Annotated in this window: 20 protein-coding genes and 1 pseudogene; 4 read left to right on the forward strand and 17 right to left on the reverse strand. The window is 39.9% G+C overall.

Annotation, left to right across the window (positions count from 1 at the left end; genetic code table 11):
* Window positions 1-353: 353 nt before the first annotated feature.
* From AM500_RS12735 to AM500_RS12750, 4 genes and pseudogenes are all read right to left on the reverse strand, one after another.
* Window positions 354-980: a trimeric intracellular cation channel family protein gene (locus tag AM500_RS12735; RefSeq protein ID WP_053599545.1), complete on the reverse strand. Its 627-nt coding sequence runs from the start codon at window positions 978-980 to the stop codon at window positions 354-356.
* 99 nt (window positions 981-1,079) lie between these two features.
* A complete protein-coding gene (locus tag AM500_RS12740) occupies window positions 1,080-2,267 on the reverse strand; it encodes an amidohydrolase (RefSeq protein ID WP_053599546.1) in 1,188 nt (395 codons plus the stop codon).
* Between the two features lie 68 nt (window positions 2,268-2,335).
* Window positions 2,336-3,736 carry an MFS transporter gene (locus tag AM500_RS12745; RefSeq protein ID WP_053601717.1) on the reverse strand — a complete coding sequence of 467 codons (1,401 nt, stop codon included), beginning with the start codon at window positions 3,734-3,736 and terminating at the stop codon, window positions 2,336-2,338.
* Window positions 3,737-4,331: 595 nt separating this feature from the next.
* Window positions 4,332-4,969: pseudogene (locus AM500_RS12750) on the reverse strand (NAD(P)-dependent oxidoreductase).
* A gap of 180 nt (window positions 4,970-5,149) precedes the next feature.
* Between AM500_RS12750 and AM500_RS12755 the strand changes: the two are divergent.
* The gene (locus AM500_RS12755; protein ID WP_053599547.1) at window positions 5,150-5,590 is read left to right on the forward strand and encodes an Rrf2 family transcriptional regulator; all 441 of its coding nucleotides are present in this window, start codon (window positions 5,150-5,152) and stop codon (window positions 5,588-5,590) included.
* A gap of 152 nt (window positions 5,591-5,742) precedes the next feature.
* On the opposite strand, the gene AM500_RS12760 is transcribed toward AM500_RS12755, so the two are convergent.
* On the reverse strand, window positions 5,743-8,082 hold the full coding sequence (locus AM500_RS12760) for a helix-turn-helix domain-containing protein (protein WP_053599548.1): 2,340 nt from the start codon (window positions 8,080-8,082) through the stop codon (window positions 5,743-5,745).
* A gap of 279 nt (window positions 8,083-8,361) precedes the next feature.
* Here AM500_RS12760 and AM500_RS25510 point away from each other — a divergent pair, with 279 nt between their 5' ends.
* Window positions 8,362-8,508, forward strand: a complete 147-nt coding sequence (locus AM500_RS25510) for a hypothetical protein (protein ID WP_156319807.1) — start codon at window positions 8,362-8,364, stop codon at window positions 8,506-8,508.
* Window positions 8,509-8,626: 118 nt separating this feature from the next.
* Here the strand turns inward: AM500_RS25510 and cdaS are convergent, their stop codons facing one another.
* From cdaS to guaC, 5 genes are all read right to left on the reverse strand, one after another.
* Window positions 8,627-9,259, reverse strand: coding sequence for a sporulation-specific diadenylate cyclase CdaS (cdaS, locus tag AM500_RS12765; RefSeq protein WP_053599549.1), 633 nt, complete (start codon window positions 9,257-9,259; stop codon window positions 8,627-8,629).
* A gap of 262 nt (window positions 9,260-9,521) precedes the next feature.
* Complete coding sequence (locus tag AM500_RS12770) at window positions 9,522-9,776, reverse strand: hypothetical protein (RefSeq protein WP_053599550.1); 255 nt, start codon at window positions 9,774-9,776, stop codon at window positions 9,522-9,524.
* A 345-nt stretch (window positions 9,777-10,121) separates the two neighbouring features.
* Window positions 10,122-11,303: a macrolide family glycosyltransferase gene (locus AM500_RS12775; RefSeq protein ID WP_053599551.1), complete on the reverse strand. Its 1,182-nt coding sequence runs from the start codon at window positions 11,301-11,303 to the stop codon at window positions 10,122-10,124.
* Window positions 11,300-11,740 carry a helix-turn-helix transcriptional regulator gene (locus tag AM500_RS12780; RefSeq protein ID WP_053599552.1) on the reverse strand — a complete coding sequence of 147 codons (441 nt, stop codon included), beginning with the start codon at window positions 11,738-11,740 and terminating at the stop codon, window positions 11,300-11,302. Before AM500_RS12780 ends, AM500_RS12775 begins: the two co-directional genes overlap by 4 nt.
* Before the next feature lie 193 nt (window positions 11,741-11,933).
* Window positions 11,934-12,917, reverse strand: coding sequence for a GMP reductase (gene guaC, locus AM500_RS12785; protein ID WP_053599553.1), 984 nt, complete (start codon window positions 12,915-12,917; stop codon window positions 11,934-11,936).
* 362 nt (window positions 12,918-13,279) lie between these two features.
* Here guaC and AM500_RS26110 point away from each other — a divergent pair, with 362 nt between their 5' ends.
* Window positions 13,280-13,414 carry a hypothetical protein gene (locus AM500_RS26110; protein ID WP_269320292.1) on the forward strand — a complete coding sequence of 45 codons (135 nt, stop codon included), beginning with the start codon at window positions 13,280-13,282 and terminating at the stop codon, window positions 13,412-13,414.
* Window positions 13,415-13,862: 448 nt separating this feature from the next.
* On the opposite strand, the gene AM500_RS12790 is transcribed toward AM500_RS26110, so the two are convergent.
* The 7 genes from AM500_RS12790 to AM500_RS12820 all read right to left on the reverse strand — a co-directional run bounded on the left by AM500_RS12790 (window position 13,863) and on the right by AM500_RS12820 (window position 22,009).
* The gene (locus AM500_RS12790) at window positions 13,863-14,858 is read right to left on the reverse strand and encodes an LLM class flavin-dependent oxidoreductase (protein ID WP_053599554.1); all 996 of its coding nucleotides are present in this window, start codon (window positions 14,856-14,858) and stop codon (window positions 13,863-13,865) included.
* Between the two features lie 15 nt (window positions 14,859-14,873).
* Entirely contained in the window at window positions 14,874-15,158 is a 285-nt protein-coding gene (locus AM500_RS12795; RefSeq protein ID WP_156319808.1) for a DUF3219 family protein, read from the reverse strand.
* Between the two features lie 129 nt (window positions 15,159-15,287).
* On the reverse strand, window positions 15,288-15,605 hold the full coding sequence (locus AM500_RS12800; RefSeq protein WP_053599556.1) for a hypothetical protein: 318 nt from the start codon (window positions 15,603-15,605) through the stop codon (window positions 15,288-15,290).
* Between the two features lie 317 nt (window positions 15,606-15,922).
* Window positions 15,923-16,810: a peptidylprolyl isomerase gene (locus tag AM500_RS12805; protein WP_053599557.1), complete on the reverse strand. Its 888-nt coding sequence runs from the start codon at window positions 16,808-16,810 to the stop codon at window positions 15,923-15,925.
* Between the two features lie 204 nt (window positions 16,811-17,014).
* A complete protein-coding gene (locus AM500_RS12810; RefSeq protein WP_197282590.1) occupies window positions 17,015-19,297 on the reverse strand; it encodes a M6 family metalloprotease domain-containing protein in 2,283 nt (760 codons plus the stop codon).
* Window positions 19,298-19,976: 679 nt separating this feature from the next.
* Complete coding sequence (locus AM500_RS12815) at window positions 19,977-20,684, reverse strand: DNA alkylation repair protein (protein ID WP_053599558.1); 708 nt, start codon at window positions 20,682-20,684, stop codon at window positions 19,977-19,979.
* A 215-nt stretch (window positions 20,685-20,899) separates the two neighbouring features.
* Window positions 20,900-22,009, reverse strand: a complete 1,110-nt coding sequence (locus tag AM500_RS12820; RefSeq protein WP_053599559.1) for an FtsZ/tubulin family protein — start codon at window positions 22,007-22,009, stop codon at window positions 20,900-20,902.
* Window positions 22,010-22,342: 333 nt separating this feature from the next.
* Between AM500_RS12820 and AM500_RS25850 the strand changes: the two genes are divergently transcribed.
* The gene (locus AM500_RS25850) at window positions 22,343-22,489 is read left to right on the forward strand and encodes a hypothetical protein (protein ID WP_197282591.1); all 147 of its coding nucleotides are present in this window, start codon (window positions 22,343-22,345) and stop codon (window positions 22,487-22,489) included.
* The last annotated feature ends 26 nt before the right edge of the window (window positions 22,490-22,515 follow it).

A 22,515-nucleotide genomic window follows, 5' to 3' on the forward strand; every position in this document is an offset into this window, starting at 1 on the left:
TAGTGCGCGGTCGTCAATAGAGGTTCTTGACGACCCTGCGGGTAAAAAATATAGTGCGCGGTCGTCAATAGAGGTTCTCGACGACTTTGCTAGTAAAAAATCCGTCAATGATTTGCCGTCCTTGTAAGTGTGCCATCCGACTCTAAGAAAAAATGGCAGAACCATGTACACATGATTCTGCCAAGTTAAAGTTTCTTATAAATAAATGGATAGCAGGACATATCCCAGATTATTAAGGTCGTTATAGCCAAATTAAACCGAAAGTAAACAGAAGCAACAAACTACATTATGTAAAAAAAGCGCTGCTCCTTAGTCTCAGAAGAGCGCTAATAGAAAATCCTATAATCAACGATTCAGCCACCCAAACTACTTTTATTCTCATAAGAGACTGAGTGTGGCAGATTCCACTTAAAGCGGACTGACATGATTCTTAAAAAAACGATTGCGATAAAAAGGAATGCTGTGCCATAAGGCCCACGTATGAGGCCCAAACCAATGGTTAAACCAGCAAGCACCGCCCAAAGAGCATATATTTCAGAATGAAAAATCATTGGCTTCCGGCCTGCAAAAACATCCCGGATCATCCCGCCGCCTGCACCAGTTATTGTAGCTGCTATAATGACAGCAATAAGGGGAGCCCCGATAGAAGCGGCATAATTTGCGCCTTGAATCGCAAATGCCGCCAAACCAATCGCATCAAAAATTACAATCATCTTTTTTATATGGTCCAGCCAGCCAATGGGCAAGAGAAACACAATTGTAATAGCTAAAAAGGCAACTTGAAATAAACTGCCTTGATTCCAAGTATCTTCAATTGGAACGCCAATTAACAGGTTTCGAATGAGTCCTCCGCCAAAGGCGGTTGTAAATCCTAGAACGTAAATCCCGACTATATCATAATCCTCTTCCCTTGCGATAAGGGCACCACTTATAGCAAAAGCAAGAGTACCAATAATGTTTAGAATATCCCATGTTGTCATGGCGAACCCTCCTCTCACTTATGGCTGTAAGTCTATACTATAACATCAAAAAGATGTGGCTATCTAGAGCCACATCTTACTATCTGTACTAATCCTTTCCTACTCTAACCCGTAGAAGCCGCAAACAACAACTCCGACTGCCTTCGCTGCGACGAGAAGGGCATCCTCATCAATATCAAATTTTGGATTATGATTAAAATAAGGTTTTTCGACTCCTTTAGGTGTACATGCAATGAAAAAGAAGCAGGAAGGGAATTTTTCAGCATAATATGCAAAGTCCTCGGATGGCGGCATTGCTGGAAATTCTTTTACTTCCTTAATATCCTTGTCATTCGCATTCTGAAGGAATCCGGCAACCTTCGCTGTTAATTCTGGGTCATTATATAAAGGTGGATAGTCATTTTCATACGTCAGATTACAGGTTACGCCGAATTCTTCTTCAAGACCCCGGGCAAGGCGCTTTACTTCTTTTTCAATGGTTTCCTTTGTTTCAACTGTCATATAACGGATATCGCCTTCAAGCTCGACACTATCTTTAATGACATTGAATGTTCCTTTTCCATCAAATGAACCAATTGTTATAACACCAATATCAAAAGGGCTTAACCGCCGGCTAATAATCGTTTGAGCCGCAGTTACAAAGTGGGCGCCAGCAACAATGGCATCATTTGCGAGATGCGGTGAAGAACCGTGCCCGCCCCTTCCGTTAATTTTCAACTTCATATAAGCCCTGCCGTTAAATGAATACCCGGCATGATAGCCAACAACACCTGCTGGCCCCATTGGAAGCAAGTGGATGCCGAATACATGATCCAGGTCGTCCAGTACACCTGACTCAACAATACTCTTTGCCCCGCCTGGAGGAACTTCTTCCGCATGCTGATGAATAATTTTAATCGTACCTGGAATTTCATCCTTTAATTGAATGAGGCAGTCCGCTAATACCAGCAAGTAGGCGGTATGGCCATCATGGCCGCATGCATGCATGACGCCTTCAGTTTTGGATTTATAAGGTACATCTGTTTCCTCAACGATAGGCAGCGCATCGAAATCAGCGCGCAGGCCAATGTTTTTCCCCGGCTTGCCGCCTTTAATGGTGACGACAATTCCGTAACCATTACCAATATTCGATTGGACATCTACGTCCTTGCCCTTATAAAAATCAAGGATATATTGAGCTGTTTTTTCTTCTTTAAAAGAAAGCTCAGGATTTTCATGTAAATGCCTGCGTATCTGAATGATTTCATCCTCACGGGATTCCAGCATTTCCATTAGACAACTTTTCATGATGTTCTCATCCTTTCTCTATCTTTAAAAACGCCACAAAATGTGACGTTTTTAATTTCCAAAAGCAATTATTCAGTAACAGGTTTCCGATTTCTTCCGGTTTGCGCATTATTTGTATTAGCAGACGTTTTACCTGCATCTGCAGGAACTAGGAAGATTATTGAAATCAGTGATAGTATACCGAATAGGACGTTTACAATAATGCCTGTTGTTGCCGCTGTTTCAAGGCTTCCGTTTGCTGAAATTGCAGCGTATACAGCCGCGGAAATCGCGACACCGAACGCACTGCCAAGAGAGCTTGCCATCTTATATACCCCGGCTGCTTCACCGACTTTATCAGCTGGTGCGTTGGATACAGATGTATCTGTTGACGGAGTCGCATAAATGCCAAGTCCAAGCCCGAACAGCGCGAAACCGACGAAGACGACAATCGTATAAGGAAGGTCAGGCAAGAACGTCAAGCCCATCATTGCCACACCGACTGTCGTAATGATGGTTCCCCAAATCATAGGTGATTTGGCGCCAACTTTTTGTAAAATTTTCTCCCCAACACGAATCATTGAAAGCACGGCAACTAAATAACCAAGTGAAAGCATTCCTGACTGGAATGAATTAAATCCTCGGCCCATTTGAACATACGTATTGGCTACCACCAGTGTGCCGGCAATCGCATTCAGCAGGAAATTTGAAATCGTCGCACCAGTATATGGCATGTTTTTAAACACAGCAAAATCAATTAATACGACATCTTTACTCTTTTCCACTCTGACAAAGACAATTAAACCAATAATCGTGATTGCCAATAGAACAAGTGAAAGCGGGCTTGTCCAACCTAAATCAGATCCGAAGTTAATAAATACATTCAACGCTAGCATGGTAATAATGAAAATAGCTAAACCAGTATAATCAAATCTGAATTTACCTGCAGATTCCTGTTTGCTCTCTGGGGTATCTTTAAGTAGGAACATACCAAGAATGGCGAAGATGATGGAAAAAATAAAAATCCATCTCCACCCCAAATACGTTGCGATTGCGCCTCCGGCAAAAGAAGCAACGCCAGAGCCGCCCCATGAACCGATTGACCAATAACTTAGTGCGCGCTGGCGATCTTTCCCCTCGAAATATGCTTTCATCAAGGCAATGGTCGATGGCATGATAAACGCAGCAGATAGCCCCTGGATAACTCGTCCAATAATCAATAATGCCGCACCCTGGGCAAACACTAGGCATAGAGAACCGATAATACTAAAAATAAAGCCGATATTGGCAATTTTTTTACGGCCAATTTTATCTGCAAGGCCGCCAGCTGCAACAATAAACATACCCGAGAACAATGCCGTTACACTGATTGCAATGTTAACTGTCTCAAGTGGAATTCCTAAATCTGACTGTACTGCCGGTACCACATTGACGATCGCTTGTGCAAACAGCCAGAATGTAATAACTCCAAACACAATTCCTGTAATCATCTTATCTGTACCTTTATAACTTGTTTCCACGAAAAAACCTCCTGATGAGTCAAATAAAACCTTTGTAATATTGTTTGATAGTATTTCCGTCTTCTTGCGTAATCATTTACAAACAACAAAACAAATACCCGCGAAAGCGCGTATAGGTGTGAGTGTTTCCAGCTGGATAACAGTAAACTGTCATTTGTCATTCACTTACTCCTTGTATTGTTAATTGTAGAACTTTCACCGCAGGTTAGTGAGTTGTTATTTGCCCATCTTCCGGCTTTATTAAGTGATAAATTTTACCTGAAGTAATTTAAATCAAATAAAGCAGGTCAATATTTCACCACTTTGCTTAAAAAGGTTTAACAATAGCTGTGGCAGGCTAAATGATTATGATTAAGGTGGATATTCAGTCCTTTTTAGTTGGCAAGAGGGTAAATTTGTTTAATTTGAAGAGCATTTCGTGAGGCAGTTATAGTGGCAGGAAATGAAGAACCCGGCCTTCTATTAGAAGAAGGCCGGGTTTAATTAAGTTTATTAAGTATCATGAATTGACGCTTTTAGGAACAGACTTCTATCCTTACCGGGATTTTGCTAAGTCCCTTTCAACTTACTCTGCTTCGCCAACAACAGTAAATCGCTCATTTATGTGCTGTGGATCTTCAATTTCATCTAAAACTGCAATTGCGTAATCGGAATAGCTAATATAACTTTCACCTTTAGAATTTACGAGTAGATGGTCTTTTCCCGACTTATAAGAACCAGTTCTTTTTCCATCTGGATCAAATACGGCAGAAGGACTGATAAATGTCCAAGTTATATCGGTTGTCGACTGCAATTCTTGTAAATTTCGGCCTTGCCTTTTTGCTGTTGGTTTAACGAAATCTGGAAACTCAGGTGTATCAATTAGCTGAACAGTTTTATTTTCATCGACATAAAGGCTCCCAGCACCCCCACAATGATCGCTCTTGTATTTGTTCCTTTTAAGGCCTCAATTAAAGCATGGCCAGCATCAACATGAGCTTGCTCTTCACCAAGTGGAGCGCCGAATGCATTAACGACTACTTCGAATTGCTTCACATCATCTTGTAAAAGGTCAAAAATATTCTTTTCAATTACCCCAACATTCTTTTCTTTTAGTTTTGACTTATCCCTTACAATAGCAGTAACTTGATGTCCCCTGCTAACAGCTTCTTTTAATATAAGACTGCCTACTTTCCCGCTTGCACCAATAATTCCAATTTTCATAAGGAACCTCCTAGAAGACAAAATTAAGTTGTAATCAATCCGATTACATGTAATCATTGTAGTTACAGTGGGGTTATATGTCAACGAAACAAAACTCTTTTAATATGATTAACTTTTTACGTTATAATACACGTGTAATCAAATGAATTACATTTTCCCGAAAAAAGGAAGGTGACTGAGATGTCCATCAGCAGCAGATTTTCCGTAGGAATTCATATATTAACGCTGATTGAAATAAATAAAGGTGGAGTTAGTTCCTCAGAATTTTTAGCAAGAAGTGTGAACACGAACCCGGCCGTCATTAGAAAAATAATGGGGATGCTTAAGAAAGCTGGATTAATTAAGGTACAACCTGGTATTGCTGGGGCAGAGCTCGCAAAAGATTTATCTGATATTACCTTGCTGGATGTTTATAAAGCAGTTAGTGTTGTTAAGGATAATGAACTTTTTAGCATGCATGAGAATCCAAATCCTGATTGTATTGTTGGACGAAATATTCAAACTTCAGTCGAACCACTCTTTTTCAGTGCTCAAACTGCATTAGAGAAAGTTCTTGAAAAAGTAACGATTGACGATATAGTAAAAGATGTTATTGAAAAAGAAAAAATGCTAAGTAATTAGTAAAACATAATCATACTGTCTTTTGCAGTATTAACGATAATATTGAGCGCGGTTTAATCAAAAAACTGGTATATAACTCTTTCTCATCCCTTATAATAATCCTTTACCGAAAAAAAGCCATTGCAGCCTTTTTAAAGCAGCAATGACTTTTTTCAATTACTTGCCTTTCTAATGTCAAAGAAATGGATCGCATTAATCGTTAGATAGGAATAAAAAGACCATTCACTAGCGATCGTCTCATCAAATATCTCTAAATCCGGATGGCTTGACCGATTGATATATTCGATAATCTCCTCGTCCATTCCGTATCTGCTGTTTAAATTCCACCACTTTGTGTATAAAGCACCGTGATCTTTATCGAAGATATGTTTCCGAATCTGGTAGTTCCCTGCTTCCAGGCCATTGATTTTCACAAGGATTTCTTTGTTAAGCTTCTGCAGGAATGCTTCCTCTGTAGAATAATAAGGATTTATCGTATTGGAGTTCATCAGCACCAATTGATATCCCCGGTCATTTTGGGTCATCAAATAATCCGGGCCTTGAGCAATGATTGTCCCAATCAGTTTATTGGCAAACACCATCGCAAAATAGGCGGGCCGTTTACCACTGAAATAATGAAAAAGTTCCATTCCTTCAATTCGAATCCTCTGAACTTTGCCTTTGCCCTCGTGCAAAGCAGTGTTTAGCCAAAAGCCGATAGATTCCACTTCATTCACAACATCCAAAACACTTCTTAACACTAGGGCAGCACGAAAGAAAGTTCCATTCGTAAACCGTGTGTTGCCGGATAATGTGTTCCAGGAGATGAGATGAAGTGGTTTATTGATATGATGCTTTTTTAAATAAGTCTTGATTTTCGCCGTTTTTTCTTTCAAATAATCTCTCGTCATGAAAAAGCGATCATCACTTAATTCCTTAAAATCAATGATGTCATTTTGGTTGGAATGATAGCCTATAAAATCAATATGATTCCCTTCCGTCAGAAGCCATTTATGAGAACCGCTGGTCTTTTCATCTTTAAAGGAAAACGGCAAAAACACACCAACATGAATGTCTGGAACAAGGTCTTTTAGCAAACGATACAGTCTCAAATAGACTCGTTTTAGTTCACTTGCTTCAGAAGCAGTATAGTAATCTTCATGAAAGAGCAAACGCCATTTCTTTAAAAACGACGGCCCGTATATTTGTAAACAATGCTTCATAAAACCATGTAGTTTTTTAAAATAATGTTCTTCATTTGCGGTAATTTCCTGATATTCAATTTTGATAAAAAGAGAAAGTCCATTCTTCATCATAAAATTCATCGCAATATCGGAGTTAAAGTAAGGTGAACTGGTTGCAATCTCTTCATCTGTTTCTACATCTTCAGTAATCGTATTTCCGCTTAATAAATGCTGGATCCCTATATACTGAATGCGCATTTCATTTTTTGCCATCAGGATTTGCGACTGAACATCTTGTTTTAGCAGTTCTTTTAGCTCTCCAATAATCAAAACATGATCAGGGTGAGATAGTGGTGCATTGATTGGAAGAGAAACATCCAGAGATAATTCCTCAAATTGTGATTCGGTGTTGCTATAAGATCGATCGTGTTTCGTGAGGACTGTTCCTAATTTAGCGATAATCTCAGGGGAATTGATTAATGTTTCAGTATCCTCAATATAATAGCTTCGGACTAAATCATTTTGTTCCTTAGAATGACTTTCACGGTACACATGAGGTGTAACTCCATGCATTTCCTTAAAAAGGCTCGTAAACGACTTTGTGTTTGCAAATCCATTTTTCATTGAAATTTGTGAAATCGTATCCTTTGTATATAGTAAATCTTTCACACTATGCCTTAGCCTGATATTCATTAAAAACCGGCTAAATCCCATGCCTGTCTTTTGCTTAAAATACCGGGATAAATAACCCGAAGATAGATAAGATTTCCTTGCCATATCTTCTAGTGTGATAACTTGGTGATAATTCTTTTCCAAATACTCGATCATTTTTTTGAGTCTCATGTCATTGGAATCCATTTTTTCAATGACAGTACCCTTTTGCTTAAACCGGCGGACCAGGATAAGCAATAGTTCACAGATAGACCTATGCATTTCGATTTGGTAGCTCTCATCTTTTCTGCTATATGTAATCATTAATTCAACAAGCAATTTTCTCATCTTGTCGAGCATCACTTCCCTGCCCATCCCGATCTCTTGGGAAAAACAATCAAACCTGCTGTTTCGATAGTCCGAATAATACTGATCCATAAACGTATCCGAAATCGTTAACGATAACACACGATTTGTTTGATTGCCTTTTGCCTGAAAAAGCTGGTTCCGATTAATCAGCAGCAAATCCAGTTCTTTTAAAACATAAAAACGGCTATCGATTTCTATCGTTAATTCCCCGCTTAAACAAAAGACAAATTGCAATCCTTGATTCATTCGAGGAGATAATAATTGAATATTCTTCATTGAAATTTGAAAATCAGTTAATTGGTCCTTCATATACTTACCTCACATTCCATTAAAAAGCCGATAGGTTCTTTATATTAGCATACTATCAGCGGGACAATACATTTTCAATGAGACTGCATCCCTTGGTAAGGAAGCCTTGGTGATAGGTTGCTTTCCTGTTTGAAAATCGAAAAAGCTCTACGGTTGTATTGGAGTACTTTACAGGCTGTCTCCATACTGAACATGCAACTCTGCGAAAAAACAGAATCAAAACTGGATAGCAGTATAAACTATGAGTGGAAATAACATATACGGCAGGGAGTGACAAAGATGCCAGAAAACAAGAACCGCGAGATCGAGGAAAAAGTTAATGAAAAGTTCAACCGGATTAGAGAGGAAGTCGCAAAGGAACTTGGAGTGTTTCCGGAAAAACGGTTAACATCAGGATACAATTTTATTAAGGAAGAAAAAGAATAGAGCTGTCCTACCCGGACAGCTCTTCATTTGTTTATGTAGTCATAATCAGGTAGTTTTGGACCAATGTTCTCTTGAGATGAATTCTAACTGCTCTTTCACGGTTTTGTTTTTATTATTCTTAATGGTGAAAATTGATTGGAACCGTTGTGCTAATTGGATAGAGTTGTCCATTAAGGGCGAAGGAAATTTTCCCTGTTTCTTCGGATACCACAAGTGCTAATGCATCGCTTTTTTCTGATATTCCCAAAGCTGCCCGATGACGCGTTCCGAGTTTTTTCCCTACTATATTTGTAGTTGTTAAAGGCAATACATTGGATGCTGATACTACCGTTTCTCCTTTAATCAAAACTGCTCCGTCATGCAACGGGTTACCTGGATAGAATATCGATTCCAATAATTTAGGGGTGACTAATGCACCAATATTTATGCCCTTTTGGATTAGTGAATCAATAGGCATCCCTCGTTCAACAACGATCAATGCCCCATGCCTCTGCTGTGACAGGTACTGGACGGTATCCGATAAATGTTCATAAACACCGGTGAAATCAGACAAGTAACAGTTTAAATAGAAGGTTGCCGCCTTGGATTCAATTGCAATGAGACTTTCCCTAACGTCCTCCAAACTGCCAAGAACACAATAGTTTTCATTATCAAGGATATTTAAATTTGATTGAAGTAAATGAATCAAATTTTCAATGCCATTTTCCAACTGATTCTTTAAAGGAGAGAAATCACAAGACTTGCTATCCATACCTGTCCTCCAAATACTTATTTATCATAACGATAGTATGTGTCGTTCCAAATATTTAAAACACAGATTCCGTCTTGGACTACGTTTACATCCCAAAAAGACTAATTTGCCTCTCCTCTTCATTGTGTAAAAAACTTCATAAGAATATTTTAACTAAAAACAACGATTAGAAGAGATGTGTTTAGAAATGTATTATCTGAACTATAAACATCCTTTTTCAAAAATAACCGTTGCCAGACAAACTCTTCTCTAAATAATTGCACTATTCTTTTTTCACCCGATATTGATAATCCATTTCTTCATAAACATCTGAATCGGGAACCCGCACTGCAAATACTTCAGCAATATACTCGGAATCTTCTTCTTCTGGAATCTGGATTACACTCTCTACTCTATGAGTTTCTGAACCATGAAAAACAAACTCCCCTACTGAAGGCAGTTGATAGAACGTAAGTATGGCATTAGTCCAATTCGAGTTCGCTTTATCTCTGGTATGAAAGAATACCTTAGTTTTCATTTTTTCACCCCCCTGTATTGCTTTTATCCCACCTCCCCCTGTTTGAAAACCTTTTCACTGTTTTGTCCTCGCTCTTTTTTTTAGTTAATCGAGATTTTGTCTATTAACATTTACTCCAATAATATTTAAATTAACGCATAACCAGTCTTTTTGGTTCCAGACTAATGTTATCTTTTTCAAAATACCCACCCACCCATTTATTTAATTTTATAAGCGATGCTGATCCGCTTGTTTAATAAGTACTTCAACAAAAAGAGGCATTAATCCTGAATAGATCAACGCCCCTTTTGCATTAGATAAACCTTCTCTGCCTGACATTATTATTTGCTGAAATTATATAATACGTTAGTTTTCCTTCTCTATTTTAACCAAAATGACATCAGCTGCTTCTGCCGCTCCGCCGGCATTTTGAAAGTTCTCGGATAGTTGCCGTGCATTTTCGAGATAGTTGGGATTCGCCAGTATTTCAGCGACCGCTTTCACCAACTTTTTCGGCTTTGTCCCTTGTAACTTGATTCCTGCCCCAAGCTCTACCACTCGGTCAGCTACTGCCCTTTCTTCACTATGCAACGGATACAAAACCATTGGAACTCCAAAATATAGGCTTTCATTTACACTATTCATCCCGGAATGGGTAATAAATACATCAACATTCTGTAAAATTGCAATCTGATCCACATAATTTTTTAAGGTAATATTGTTCGGTATTCGGCCAAAGGAAGCAATCTCCATTTTATTCCCTATCGACATAATAATTTCGTAATCACTGCCTGAAAATGCCTGAATGCAATTTAGATAAAAATCCTTATTTTGATTGAGTACGGATCCTAACGAAATGTAGATGAGTTTTCTGTCTTGTTTATCTATTTGCGCCGTTGAGGACAGCCGGATTGAAGGGCCAACAAAGGCATAGCGGTCAGAAAAGGACTCGGCCAGAGGCTGGAATTCTTTCGTCGTATATACAATGGTATCCGTTTCATTATCATTTTCAATAATTGATACAAAACTATCCACTTGGTATCCATATTCCTTTAACAATTGCATTTTTTTGTTGATTCGCGGCATACCAATGAGCATCAGAACTAATTCTTTTAACCCGCGTTTCATGAGTCTCGCCGTATGCTGATTATATGCAAAGGAGGTTGTCGAACATATATATGGGATCCCTAATTTCTTGGCAAATAATTTTCCCCATAGGCACAAGGAATCTGACACGATACCATCGGGCTTTAGTTCTTTTAATTCTTCACATATCTTCTGATCCAAAGCAATTGTCGTATCCACCAGCATTTCAATCAATGCTGCAAAATCTTTTCCAACCTTACTATTCAACTCTTCTTCAGATATTGTAGGCAAATACTTATCACAGGAAATAAAATTTGCTCCGGCTGCTTCTATTTTTTCCTGATATTCTTTAAACGAATAGTACCAAACTTCATGTCCTCTGTTAACTAACTCAGTTACGACTGGCAGTGTCGGATTTGTATGGCCATGTGCGGGTATCGAAAAGAATACAATTTTACTCATTCCAATTCCTCTCCAACTTGTTCAGCTTTACGAATCAAATCAGCAAATTCTAGAAAACTATCACTTTTCAAAATAGCAATCCCTTTCGTTGCATCTTCCCCCAACACAACTAGCTTGTCACCAGCTTGAATCTGATACATTTCCCTAGCCTGTTTAGGAATGACAATTTGCCCCCGCTCACCTACTTTTACGACACCAAAAAACTGTTTCCCCTTTGGTGCAAGCCGATTTACATCTTCTTCAGTCATATTGCCGGATAATTGATCTAATGTTATCTGAAAGAGATCAGCAAGCAATTTACATTTATGTATATCAGGCAGCGCTTCTTCGGCTTCCCACTTTGCTACGGTCTGACGGGATACGTTAACCCTTTCTGCTAAAAATTCCTGGCTCATTTTATTCTTTTTGCGCAAAACACGAATATTCATACCAATCATATCTTCATCTCCTTATAGATTTAACTATATAGAAGACTTTGGTAAAGTTCTATCAATCCTCGAGAACATTTAATGTTAAAAATAGTGGCAAAAATATATCTCATACTACAGGTTTGATTGTTATCTCGCCGTGGGATGACAATAAAAATGCAAAAAAGCAGTGGATTCGTTTCATCCACTGCTTGCCTAATACTTAATATATTCTATCCCCATTAAAAATCGAATTCTTAACAATCGCATAATCGACGTTCCGGATTGCGGATAGCATGTTGCCTCCAGCATACGAAATGGATGACTGAAGGTCCTGCTCCATTTCTACGAGAGTGTCCTTGATCGATCCCCTAAATTCAACATGCATCTTCTTGCCTTCAACGTTTCTCTTTTCCCCTTTTTGAAATTCGGAAGCAGAACCAAAATATTCTTTATATAGCTTCCCGTGAACTTCAATTGTCTCGCCAGGTGATTCTTCATGGCCGGCAAAAAGCGAACCAATCATGACCATCGACGCTCCGAAACGGACAGATTTCGCAATGTCGCCATTTGTCCGGATGCCGCCGTCAGCGATAATCGGTTTGCTCGCCGCTTTGGCGCACCATCTTACCGCAGCCAGCTGCCAGCCTCCTGTTCCAAAACCTGTTTTAATTTTTGTGATGCAGACCTTACCTGGTCCAATTCCAACCTTTGTCGCATCCGCACCCGCATTTTCCAGTTCGCGGACTGCTTCAGGAGTTCCAACATTCCCTGCAATCACGAAGCTTTCAGGAAGAAGCTTTTTGATATGCTTGATCATATTTACGACCGAATCGGAATGGCCGTGGGCAATATCAATTGTAATGTACTCAGGAGTTAATTGATCCTCTGCTAATTGCTCAATGAATCGATATTCTTCTTCTTTTACCCCGACGCTAATAGAAGCATATAATCCGCGGGCCCTCATATCTTTTACAAAATCAATTCGCTTCTCCGGCTGAAAACGATGCATGATATAGAAGTAGTTGTTCTCTGCCAATTTGATTGCCAGGCTCTCATCAATAATGGTTTGCATATTTGCCGGAACGACAGGCAATCTAAACCTTCTGCCGCCAAACTCTACAGAGGTATCACATTCAGAACGGCTTTTTACAATAGACTTTGCCGGAATTAGTTGAATATCTTCATAATCGAAAACAGTATCCATTTAGTAAGCTCCCCTTTTGAATCGTATAGTAACAAAACAGGTTAATTTCCATTTCATTTTAGATGTCGAAAACACAATTATTAGTTTAATAGACGAACGTTTTATTGTCAACTAAATATAATGTTCGTAATTTTATCGATTCAACTTTATTTAAAAAATTCCGTAATTACACTAATAGTTTACGCGTAATTTGGTTTTCCGAAAGTTAATACCTTATCGAAAAATTACTTCCCTTGCTCTGAACGTTTGTCCTGTACAGAGCTTGGCAAACTTTCATAGTATGAATGCAGGTCACTATTTTTTGGTATGTGGTCTCGACGTAACTACTATATAAAGGAGGTTGAGAAATATGGGTTACCGATATGGTTATGGACCACGTTTCGGCCCGCGGTATGGCCGGCGCTTTGGCCCAGGGTATGGTCGTTCTCCTTATGGATATGGTCGGTTTGGTAACAGACCGGGAGGCTTTGTTGGTGGATTTGCAGGAGGCTTTCTAGGAGGATTTGCAGGTTCTGCATTAGGAAATCGCTTTTTCTGGTAACTGGCACTCTACTAGATAACAGAAAATATCCCCAAGATACTCTATGGGGATATCTACATACGAAAAATGCATCACAAATCGGAACGGTCTTTTCGGCTTTGTATTCAAACGGATTTTTTTATAAGGCTCTGTTATAGCTGAATGTTGATTTCACTCTGTTTGAAAAATAAGGGGAGAAATCCCGTTTAAATCGGGAAATACCCATATTTCCCTTAAAAGCAAGGGGAGTTTTTCCGCTTATCATACCAGAATCATTGGTTTTTGACTTATTTTAAGGAGTTAAGGGGAATTTCTCCGCTAAATTCTGTCTCTTAAGGTGCCCGTGGGTACAATAGACGGAAATTCTCCCCCTAATAAATTCTCATACCTCAATAAAAATCAACAATGAATACTAACAGAGCCTTTTATAAAAGTAGTGCTTCAGCTATCAATTTATAAGAGTTAATACGGTCCTGCGGGGAGTGTGTGATAGTTACAATCATGATTTCATCAACGTTATAACTGCCTTGCAATTGTTGAAGTTGCAGGGCCGCTTCCCTTGGATTTCCGATTACCATTGTTTCTCTTGCTTTCCTCAGATGAGCCTGTTCTTTCTCATCCAGCGGGTATTGCTTTGCTTCCTCAATCGAGGGGACAAATCGCCCTTGACCTTTCGCTTTCTGCAGCCCCCAAATAAGCGAGCTTAACGCAATTTCTTCAGCCTTTTCAGTCGTTTCCGCGCAAATGGCTGAGACGGTTAGCAATGCGTTTGGACCCTGGTCCTGTTTCTTTGGTTGGAAGGCCTTAACATATTCCTGAATGATTGGTGGTCCGTCGCTGTCGCTCATGAACTGGCCAAATGCAAAAGGCAAGCCATTCTGCGCCGCCATCAGCGCGCTTTTTTTGCCAGTTCCAAGCATCCATGGCTCAGGTGGAACTTCTGGAATCGGAGCCGCTGCTATCCTGGAAAACTCATGATCCGCCGGAAAATCGTTCTCGAGAAAATGGAGCAGGTCTGCTACCAGCTCCGGCATTTTATAGACCTGCTGCAGGAAGTTGTCCGACAGGGCATTGGCTGCCTCCGCCGATCCGCCGGGAGCCCGTCCAATCCCGATATCAATCCGGTCAGGAAACAACGTAGCCATCATATTGTATAGCTCCGCAACTTTGTACGGTTTATAATGGGGCAGCAATACTGCACCGGATCCAAGACGGATCTTTTTCGTTTGTGCGCCGATATAAGGAAGCATCACTTCTGGTGCGGGACAGGCAAGCCCGGGCAAATCATGGTGTTCGGCAATCCAATACCGGGTATATCCCAGTTCATCCCCGGCTTGAGCCAGCTTCAATGATTCATTCAAGGCATCTTGCGGAGTTTGATGTGAAGAGATTGGGGATTGATCCAATATGCTTAATTTCATACCAAACCTTCCTTCCTACATCCTTACTTCGACGAGAGATAAATGATAATCGCCAACATTCCCCTTTTCATACAAATTCGTAATCGAAGTAGAATATTCTTTAATTTTCCCTCGGAATGCAAGGCCTCTTTCAGGAACTTTTACATCAAAAATCCCTTCATATAAAAGTGTTGCAATGTCATGATAATCCTCACTGGTTACCTTGAAGTCAATAATTATATTATGTAAACCATTCTCTGTTTCTTCCTTATAATTCTCCACACGGATCAACGTATCATTTAACATTATTTCTTTTGTCAAATTAACACCTGCCTTCATTTGTTCTTATATAAAAGAATATCATGTGGCAAAACAGGCCGCCAAACAAACAGTTTGAAGAGTTAAATTTAAGTTGAGCTGAAACCTACTTTTTAGCAGAACACTGCTCTATTAACTGTTTTTCTTTATTTGCTCACGGATTTTTTGAAGATCATCTAAAGAAAGGTCACTTAAGGAGTTCCTGATTTCCTCCTCAATCGATTTTCTATTGTTTTCCTGATAATGCTCCCACCAGTCTTTTAAACCCTCCGTTTCATCCAAAAGGTATTCTATATCAATCACTTCAAGTGTATCGTCTGAAATATACTCCATTACCGCTGCCAGCATCCGGGTCAGTTCCGCGACTTCACCGTTGTTTTGCTTGTTGCCAGGCAATGAAACAACAGTATTTTCCGGAGAATTGGTGTTTTTATCGCTCTTTTTAGGCATATCTTTGCTCCTTCCTTTACATACTTAACCTTGTTATAGTATTACCAATTTATAGCATTGCAATTATAGGTGGGTTATCCTGATGATATCCATGAATTCAAAGGCATCCTAGGTCATAGTTGTTTAGTTGTATCTAAATCAAAAGCCTCGGCTATTATGCCGAAGCTTCGATTTAATTTTATAGAAGGAGTTTGCTATAAGATTCTTAATATTAGTATATAAATTGGTATAAGTAATTAGGCAATAACTATGTAATTAGTGTGAAGTGTCAACGGTTATCACTAACTGCTTTAGGGCTGAACATTTAAACAGAGGGGCTAATTGGGCTGCTTCGGTTCTACATCCTTAAATGCATCTTTAATTCCATTTTCTTTTATCTCAATTTCTTTATTTAGTTTGTTTAATATCTCTTGTATCGGTTTTGCCTCATTACTCAAAAGCGATTGTTGGATTTGATCTTTTACTTCGTTCAATGGTGTTTCCTTTCTATCTAAAACCTTAATGATGTGATAACCAAATACTGTCTTGACCGGCTCGCTCACTTCACCTTCTTTCAACTTCAAGGCCGCAGCAAGAAATGTTGGATCCAATTCCTGGTTGCGTCCAGAAAGGAAGCCCAAATCTCCGCCTTCTGCTGCAGACACTTTATCAGTCGATTGTTTTTTTGCTAATTCGGCAAAGTCATTTCCTTTCTTTAGTTCCTTTTCAATCTCTTTAGCAGTTGACTCCTCATCCACGAGTATATGGCTTGTTCTGACCTCAGTGTATTGGCCTATATTTTGTTCATAATAATCTTGTATTTGTTTATCTGAGACTTTTACACCATCTGTTGTAGCTTTAAAAAAATAAAGGGATTGTTCTATTTGTTCCTTTAATTGCTTTTCGTTTTCAAACCCCTGTTGCTGTAGGAGTACTTGAAATCCTTCTTCATCACCTGCCTGTTCCTTTATCTCGTCCAGCCTTTGATTCACCTCTTCATCAGACACCTCATATTTTGCTTTCAAAATTTGCATATAAACCAACTTCTGAATCAATTCTTTGCCGCGCTCAGAACTTACCACTTCTTTATATAAATCATCTTTTGAAATAGTTCCATATTCCGTTTTAACAAGCACCTCGCTCTCTTCGCCAGAGGTTACAGCCGAACAGGCGCCGAGCAAAAGTAGCAATGATAAAATGGCTAAAATTGTGATTTTATTGTTCAATTATCTTTCACTCCTTCTCTTACAAATTCTCAAAATCATTGCTGCTGATGTATCAGACTATGGTTTACATCAAGATAGTCAGCCAAATAAGAAAGTTTGAATTATTGATTCCCGCCTTCACAAATTACAAGATTTTGAGTTTGTTACCCCCTGTACCAGGTCATCCCCGGCACAGGAGGTATTTTTTTGAACAATGAATCTAACCTATTGCCAGATCTCAATCATTGCATCGGCATATGCCTTCAAACTGTCATACGCTTTCACCGAGATCTGATTCGCATCCTTTTTAAGATCCAAGAACTCTTTAAAATCATTAACATGTTTGATAACCTTATCCGCAGATTTTCTCTTTTCAAACTGACCTACGGAATTCAAATGTGCCTTCAATGATTGCGCTGTACCTGCTTTGAATGCTCCCTCTTTGGCAAAGCTTTCAATAACAGAACTTAGACCAGATGCACTAAGAATACCTGGCATGATATTGGTGTCCGTAGCGCTTTGATTCGAGTCTGTTTCTGAAGCGGCCGTAAAGGTAAGGGTTTCCGGAGCTGTCTTGCCCTTCGGAATTTTAACGTATACTGGTACAGCAACGGTGGCCCCAGATTCCACAGCAACTACGTTTTGATCAAGTTGCACTTTCCAATCATCCCCAGCAAAAGCGTTAACACGAATTAGATCCTTTGCTTCGCCGGTATTCGTGACATTAAAATGATAGACTGCCACTTTGTCCTGTACTGCAGGTTGTATTGTAGCAGCGCTTACATTCACCCCGCGTTTATAGCTGCCTGCGCCCTCCGTGTTACGGACGGCAACCTGGTAACGAAGCACGCCGTCATTGTCTTTGTGTTTCCCTAAAATGTAGAAATGAAGTTTATTGTATGGATCGATGTATTCACTAACAACAGTGTCTTTATCAATAGAACCATCGAATTGTCCGGAAACCAAGCTTGTCCCATTCCCAGCTTTGAATAAAGCATCAAGAGTTTGACGAGGGTCACCTTTACCAACCATAGCTGTTGTGCCGTCAGGTCTTGTAAAGTCCTTCAGATTAATGTCCTCGGGATGTGAATCAACAACCCAGATGTTCGGGCCAGTCTCCGCATTTTTCGTTTTGGCTATCAATACACCGGAGTCCGCCGCGAAGGAATCCGCACCAAAGCGGTCTACCACTTCAAGTGTGTAGTTATTGTACAATCTATTATTTAGAATATCGTTACGCCAGTCACCGGCAAGATAATCTGTTGGAGTTAAATCGTCCATGCTGATGTTGATGCCGTGGAGTCCGGTTCGGCCAAATTTACTGCCTATTGGAGCTTGTCGCGCGACAATATCCGCAAACACGGGCCCAGATTCTTTTAATTCATCCCGATTTAGCTGCAGGACTTCATCATCGGATACAAATCCCTGTTTCATCTTATTACGAAGCATATGCGGGGCAGATAAAGAAGCACCAAGTGTAGATGGAATCATCCAGCGGGTGTGAGTTCCACCGGGGCCATTGAAGGATCCTCGGCTCATAGTTTCCCAATAACCCGAATAGGTTCTAGGGTCAAGAGCGGCATTATTGTAGTTATCGCCAAGACCGCGGAGATGGCCAAATTCATGAGCGAATGTGCCCATGCCATCACTCTCACCTTGAATAGAAACACGAATCCTTTTACCATTTATCGTTGCACTAGAAGCGGCGGACCAAATAGCTTTGGCTGCATAATAGGAAGTCCACGGCACATAACGGGTTTTTGCCCAGTTTGGCATGTTTTCAAATCCGGGTAAATCCGGCGGACCAAATTCATCAGGCACCGATTCTGGATTCAGAAACATCATTTCGCCGAGTTCCTGCCATACAGTTGATTCATCATAGCCGGCATGAACGATAAACGCAAAGTCATATTCCTTTCCAGATGCAGTTATGTCAGCTGCTGCCGCATTTACTCCATCCGTAAAAAGGTTTCCACTAGGATAATTACCTGGCTTGGCGCCCGGATTCATACTGTTTTCAAGCCCATACTGAAATTCATTTTTATCCAAGCGGTATGGCCCATAAGAATCGAGAGATACGCCCCATTTTCCTTGTGAGTTCTCTTTCCAAAAGTTATCGATTGTCTGATAGTTATTGAGTTTGCTAGGGACATTCAAGAAATTCTTCCACCATTCCCCAAGTTTTTCACGAGGAACAGCATCGACTTGTGGATTACCGATAAGCTCTGAATGTTTAGGTTTGGTCAAAATAAATTCCTGGTCCGGAAAGTCGACCAAAATCAATGCCCCTTTAAGTTCTGTTTCCGGTTTAATATCTGGATTATTCCAATCAATACCAGGGACCTGTTTATAATCATTCCATGTCATATTTTCTGGATTCACCCATGACTGAGTATCTATCGGGTCAGGCAGTTTATCCAAGCCTGGTTCCTCAGCAAACGCGGCTGTTGAAGACATCACAAGCAATATACTTGTCGTTATTGTTGCAATCCTATTTCGAAGTTTCAAAGCGATTCTCCTCTCTTTTGGAAAATAACCCACTCGTATATGTAGGTTTTAGCTTTCGGAGTTCCCTTGATGATTACGTTATATTGTCATTTCTTTTTCGTCTTAGCTCCTTTACCGCCTCCATTCATAGCCTTAATGTCTTACCTTGGTTAATCACCCCCCTTAATGCCATAAACCATAGCCATTAGTCGGACAACAACCTATAAAAAATTGGCATACTATCATTTTCTATCCCAATTAAACTGCATCGGAAGTTTGCTATGTAAAAATATGATGCCTTAATAAAATATTAATAGATTCTACTTACCTTAGTGTTTATTCTAAAATGGTTTATAGAATATTACAAATATTAAAAATATTTCCCAACTGGCTCTCCTCTACTTGTTAGGAGTCGACGTTATTTTCTACGATTAAGCCCATTGGTTTATCCAAAAACCTCTCTTAAAAATACTTCCGCCAATTCATTTTTCAAATCTATCACCTCTTCTTATTCTTCCTCATTTCCTTCAAACCAAGATTCATCACAAACCCTCCAATCTTCTTTCTGCACACATAGTGTACAAAGCCAATATGAACGGAGGATGAACAGCCTACTAATTTTTCTTAAATAAAAAACCTCGGCTTTTCGCCGAGGTCAGTAATTACACATTCACATTGAAGTTTCGCAAACCGATCTATTTTAACACCTAACATACTTTCGTTTAAAACCAATCTTTCCTTTATCGACTTGTTTTTGAATATTTTCGTAGGCGTTTAAGTGACTGCTTTTTTTATTGTCACGCTTTATTTCTACTATACCTACTGCCAATGAGGTCTCGACTGCTTTTTCATGGAGCGGTAAATATGAAGTTCCTACCGTGTATATGAAATTATTCATGGCGGATTTTGTTCTTTCCGGCGAATCGTGAATCGTATTTTTCACAGTATCCAGCATTGAGGAAATCTTGGTTTCGGAGAACTCAACGTCTTTTCGATTCCCTAAAAGCCAGCAGTAGCAGCTCCAGCCGGCGGACATTCTTAACTCTTCTCCACTAGCGATCCATTTATCAGCTACGTCTTGGGCAATTTCTGACTCTGATAAAGTTACGGCCACTACATAATCGGAAAGCATATAAAAATACGCTGCATCAATCCAGCGATCATAATCAGATTCAGTCATTGCGTTTGGATCTGCTATGATACCCGCAAAATACATAGCATCGTAGTTCCCAGTTGCATACAGCTCTTCAGCCAAAGGTTGATTTATTTTTATTTTCTTGGCGATTGGCTTCATAGCGCCTGTAGCCACGCCAAAAAGCGGCTCATGTGCACCATTGGATATGTACATCTTTTTCATTCGTTCCTTACCAAGAGCTTCAAGCTCCTGCATAACTGTTTCTAAATTCATTGTTTAGCACAACCTTTTAGTAGACTTTTTCTCTTCATAATTTAAAGTATATCTTAATAATCACTTTTTAAAAACGAATCCAACCACATCCCACTCACTGCTGGCAATTGGGGTTGAAACTTCTTCAGCATCCAAAAATTGATATATAAATAGGAACAATGCTTACAAAAACAGCCTTACAAAAAAAAAGACACTGGGAAGGCCCAGTGTATAATTTAGCTATTGGATTTTGTCGGTTTTTGATTGACTGTCCGTGTTGGCCTGTGGTTGTTTCTGGCTTTTAAATTGGATGCCCAGCCGATTTTGGACTCATATTTCTGTGTGTATTCCTTTTGGACAAGCTCATGGAGCCGGTCCCTGTTTTTGGTCAACATATCTTCCATCACTTGAAGCCGACGTGTTGGGAAGCTTAGTCCGGCAAGAATGGTGGTGATGGATGGGTCTGTTTCGGAGATATAGGTTCCTTCGTACAGTTCGAGGGGTTCCCCGACCCTCTCGAAAATCGATGGGATGTTAATCAGTTTTGAGACATTCTCAGGTCCTTCATAAATCAATCCGGCACGGATGACACCAGGCGATTCAACCGGGCAGAAAACCGAGTTTGCCCATGATTGCTGGATTTTGAGGGATACATCAGAAGTTGTTTTGGCATCTGTCACTGTACTGGTTGAGATGACGGTTACGCCTCGTGTGCAAAGGATATTCATGAGATCTGTTTCATCAAAATTCCCGTAAAGAGAGCTTTTCTGTGTTATTTGTAGGACATGGTTGATTGCTTCCATCACCTTGTGGTTAGAAGCCCGATAAATTTGCTGTTTGCTTGATTGAGGATTGATCCGGCGCAACTGGTCGTTGTCGACCAGGAAGGTGGATGAAATCCCATCAATTTTGGACAATTCCTCAAGGCATTCCGCTGCGTTGATACGGTTGCCTGCCAGGACATTCCGTTCAGGCACGACAGCAATCGCTCCTACCTTCAGCCCTGGCAGCTGGTTCAGCAGGATTTCAATCAGGAGCGGGCTCATCCCCGAGCCGGTCCCACCGTCAGTGGAGAATGCCACTAAAAGGAACTTTACTTTTTTGAATGACTTTTTAACAAATTCAACTAACTCTCTGTAATTATCGTTTACTGCCCGGACACCGATAAATCGATCCTGTCCGGCCCCGTTATATCCCGGAACAAAATACTTGTTTTCAACCCTTGTATTGACGAGCCCGTCACGCTGGTTCGTGTTGATAAGGGCAGTTGGAAAGCCCAAGGCCGATGCTGCCTCCGCAATATTACCACCTGCCTGACCTACGCCCAAGATTCCAATTGGTTTCACCAAATCCCCCTCCTTATCCTAATAAGATATTACTCAATAGTTTAAAATTTAGACTAATCTTCTGGAAAGGAGCACCGTTTTTTCTATATAGCAAACAGGCCTTTATTGTCGCTGCTTTTACTCCAGAAATGTATTTAGGACCCTGAATATACATTTTCTGATTGTATTATGAACTTGCCACGGTAACAGCAATTTTCAATGCAGAAATGGTAACGGTTTTTGCCCGTTCAGTAAAAATACAGTAAATCCCAATCTTTAAAAGAAGACCAGGAACATACAACGTACGATTTTGTAAATAATAATTGGTAACCAAATTAGAGGAGGAAATCATAAATGAAACTGAATAAACTACAAAACAAAAACAACATTACGAAATCATCAGGCACGGATCCCCAAAAAGTGAAAAAGGATATACATAAAGATGTAAATGCAGGACAAGGAGCAATGACTTCCCGTGAAGCAGGAGCAATGAGGGATTAAGAATTTTTCACTGTTAACAAACGTTC

Source organism: Bacillus sp. FJAT-18017, assembly GCF_001278805.1.
Classification (GTDB): domain Bacteria; phylum Bacillota; class Bacilli; order Bacillales; family Cytobacillaceae; genus Bacillus_D.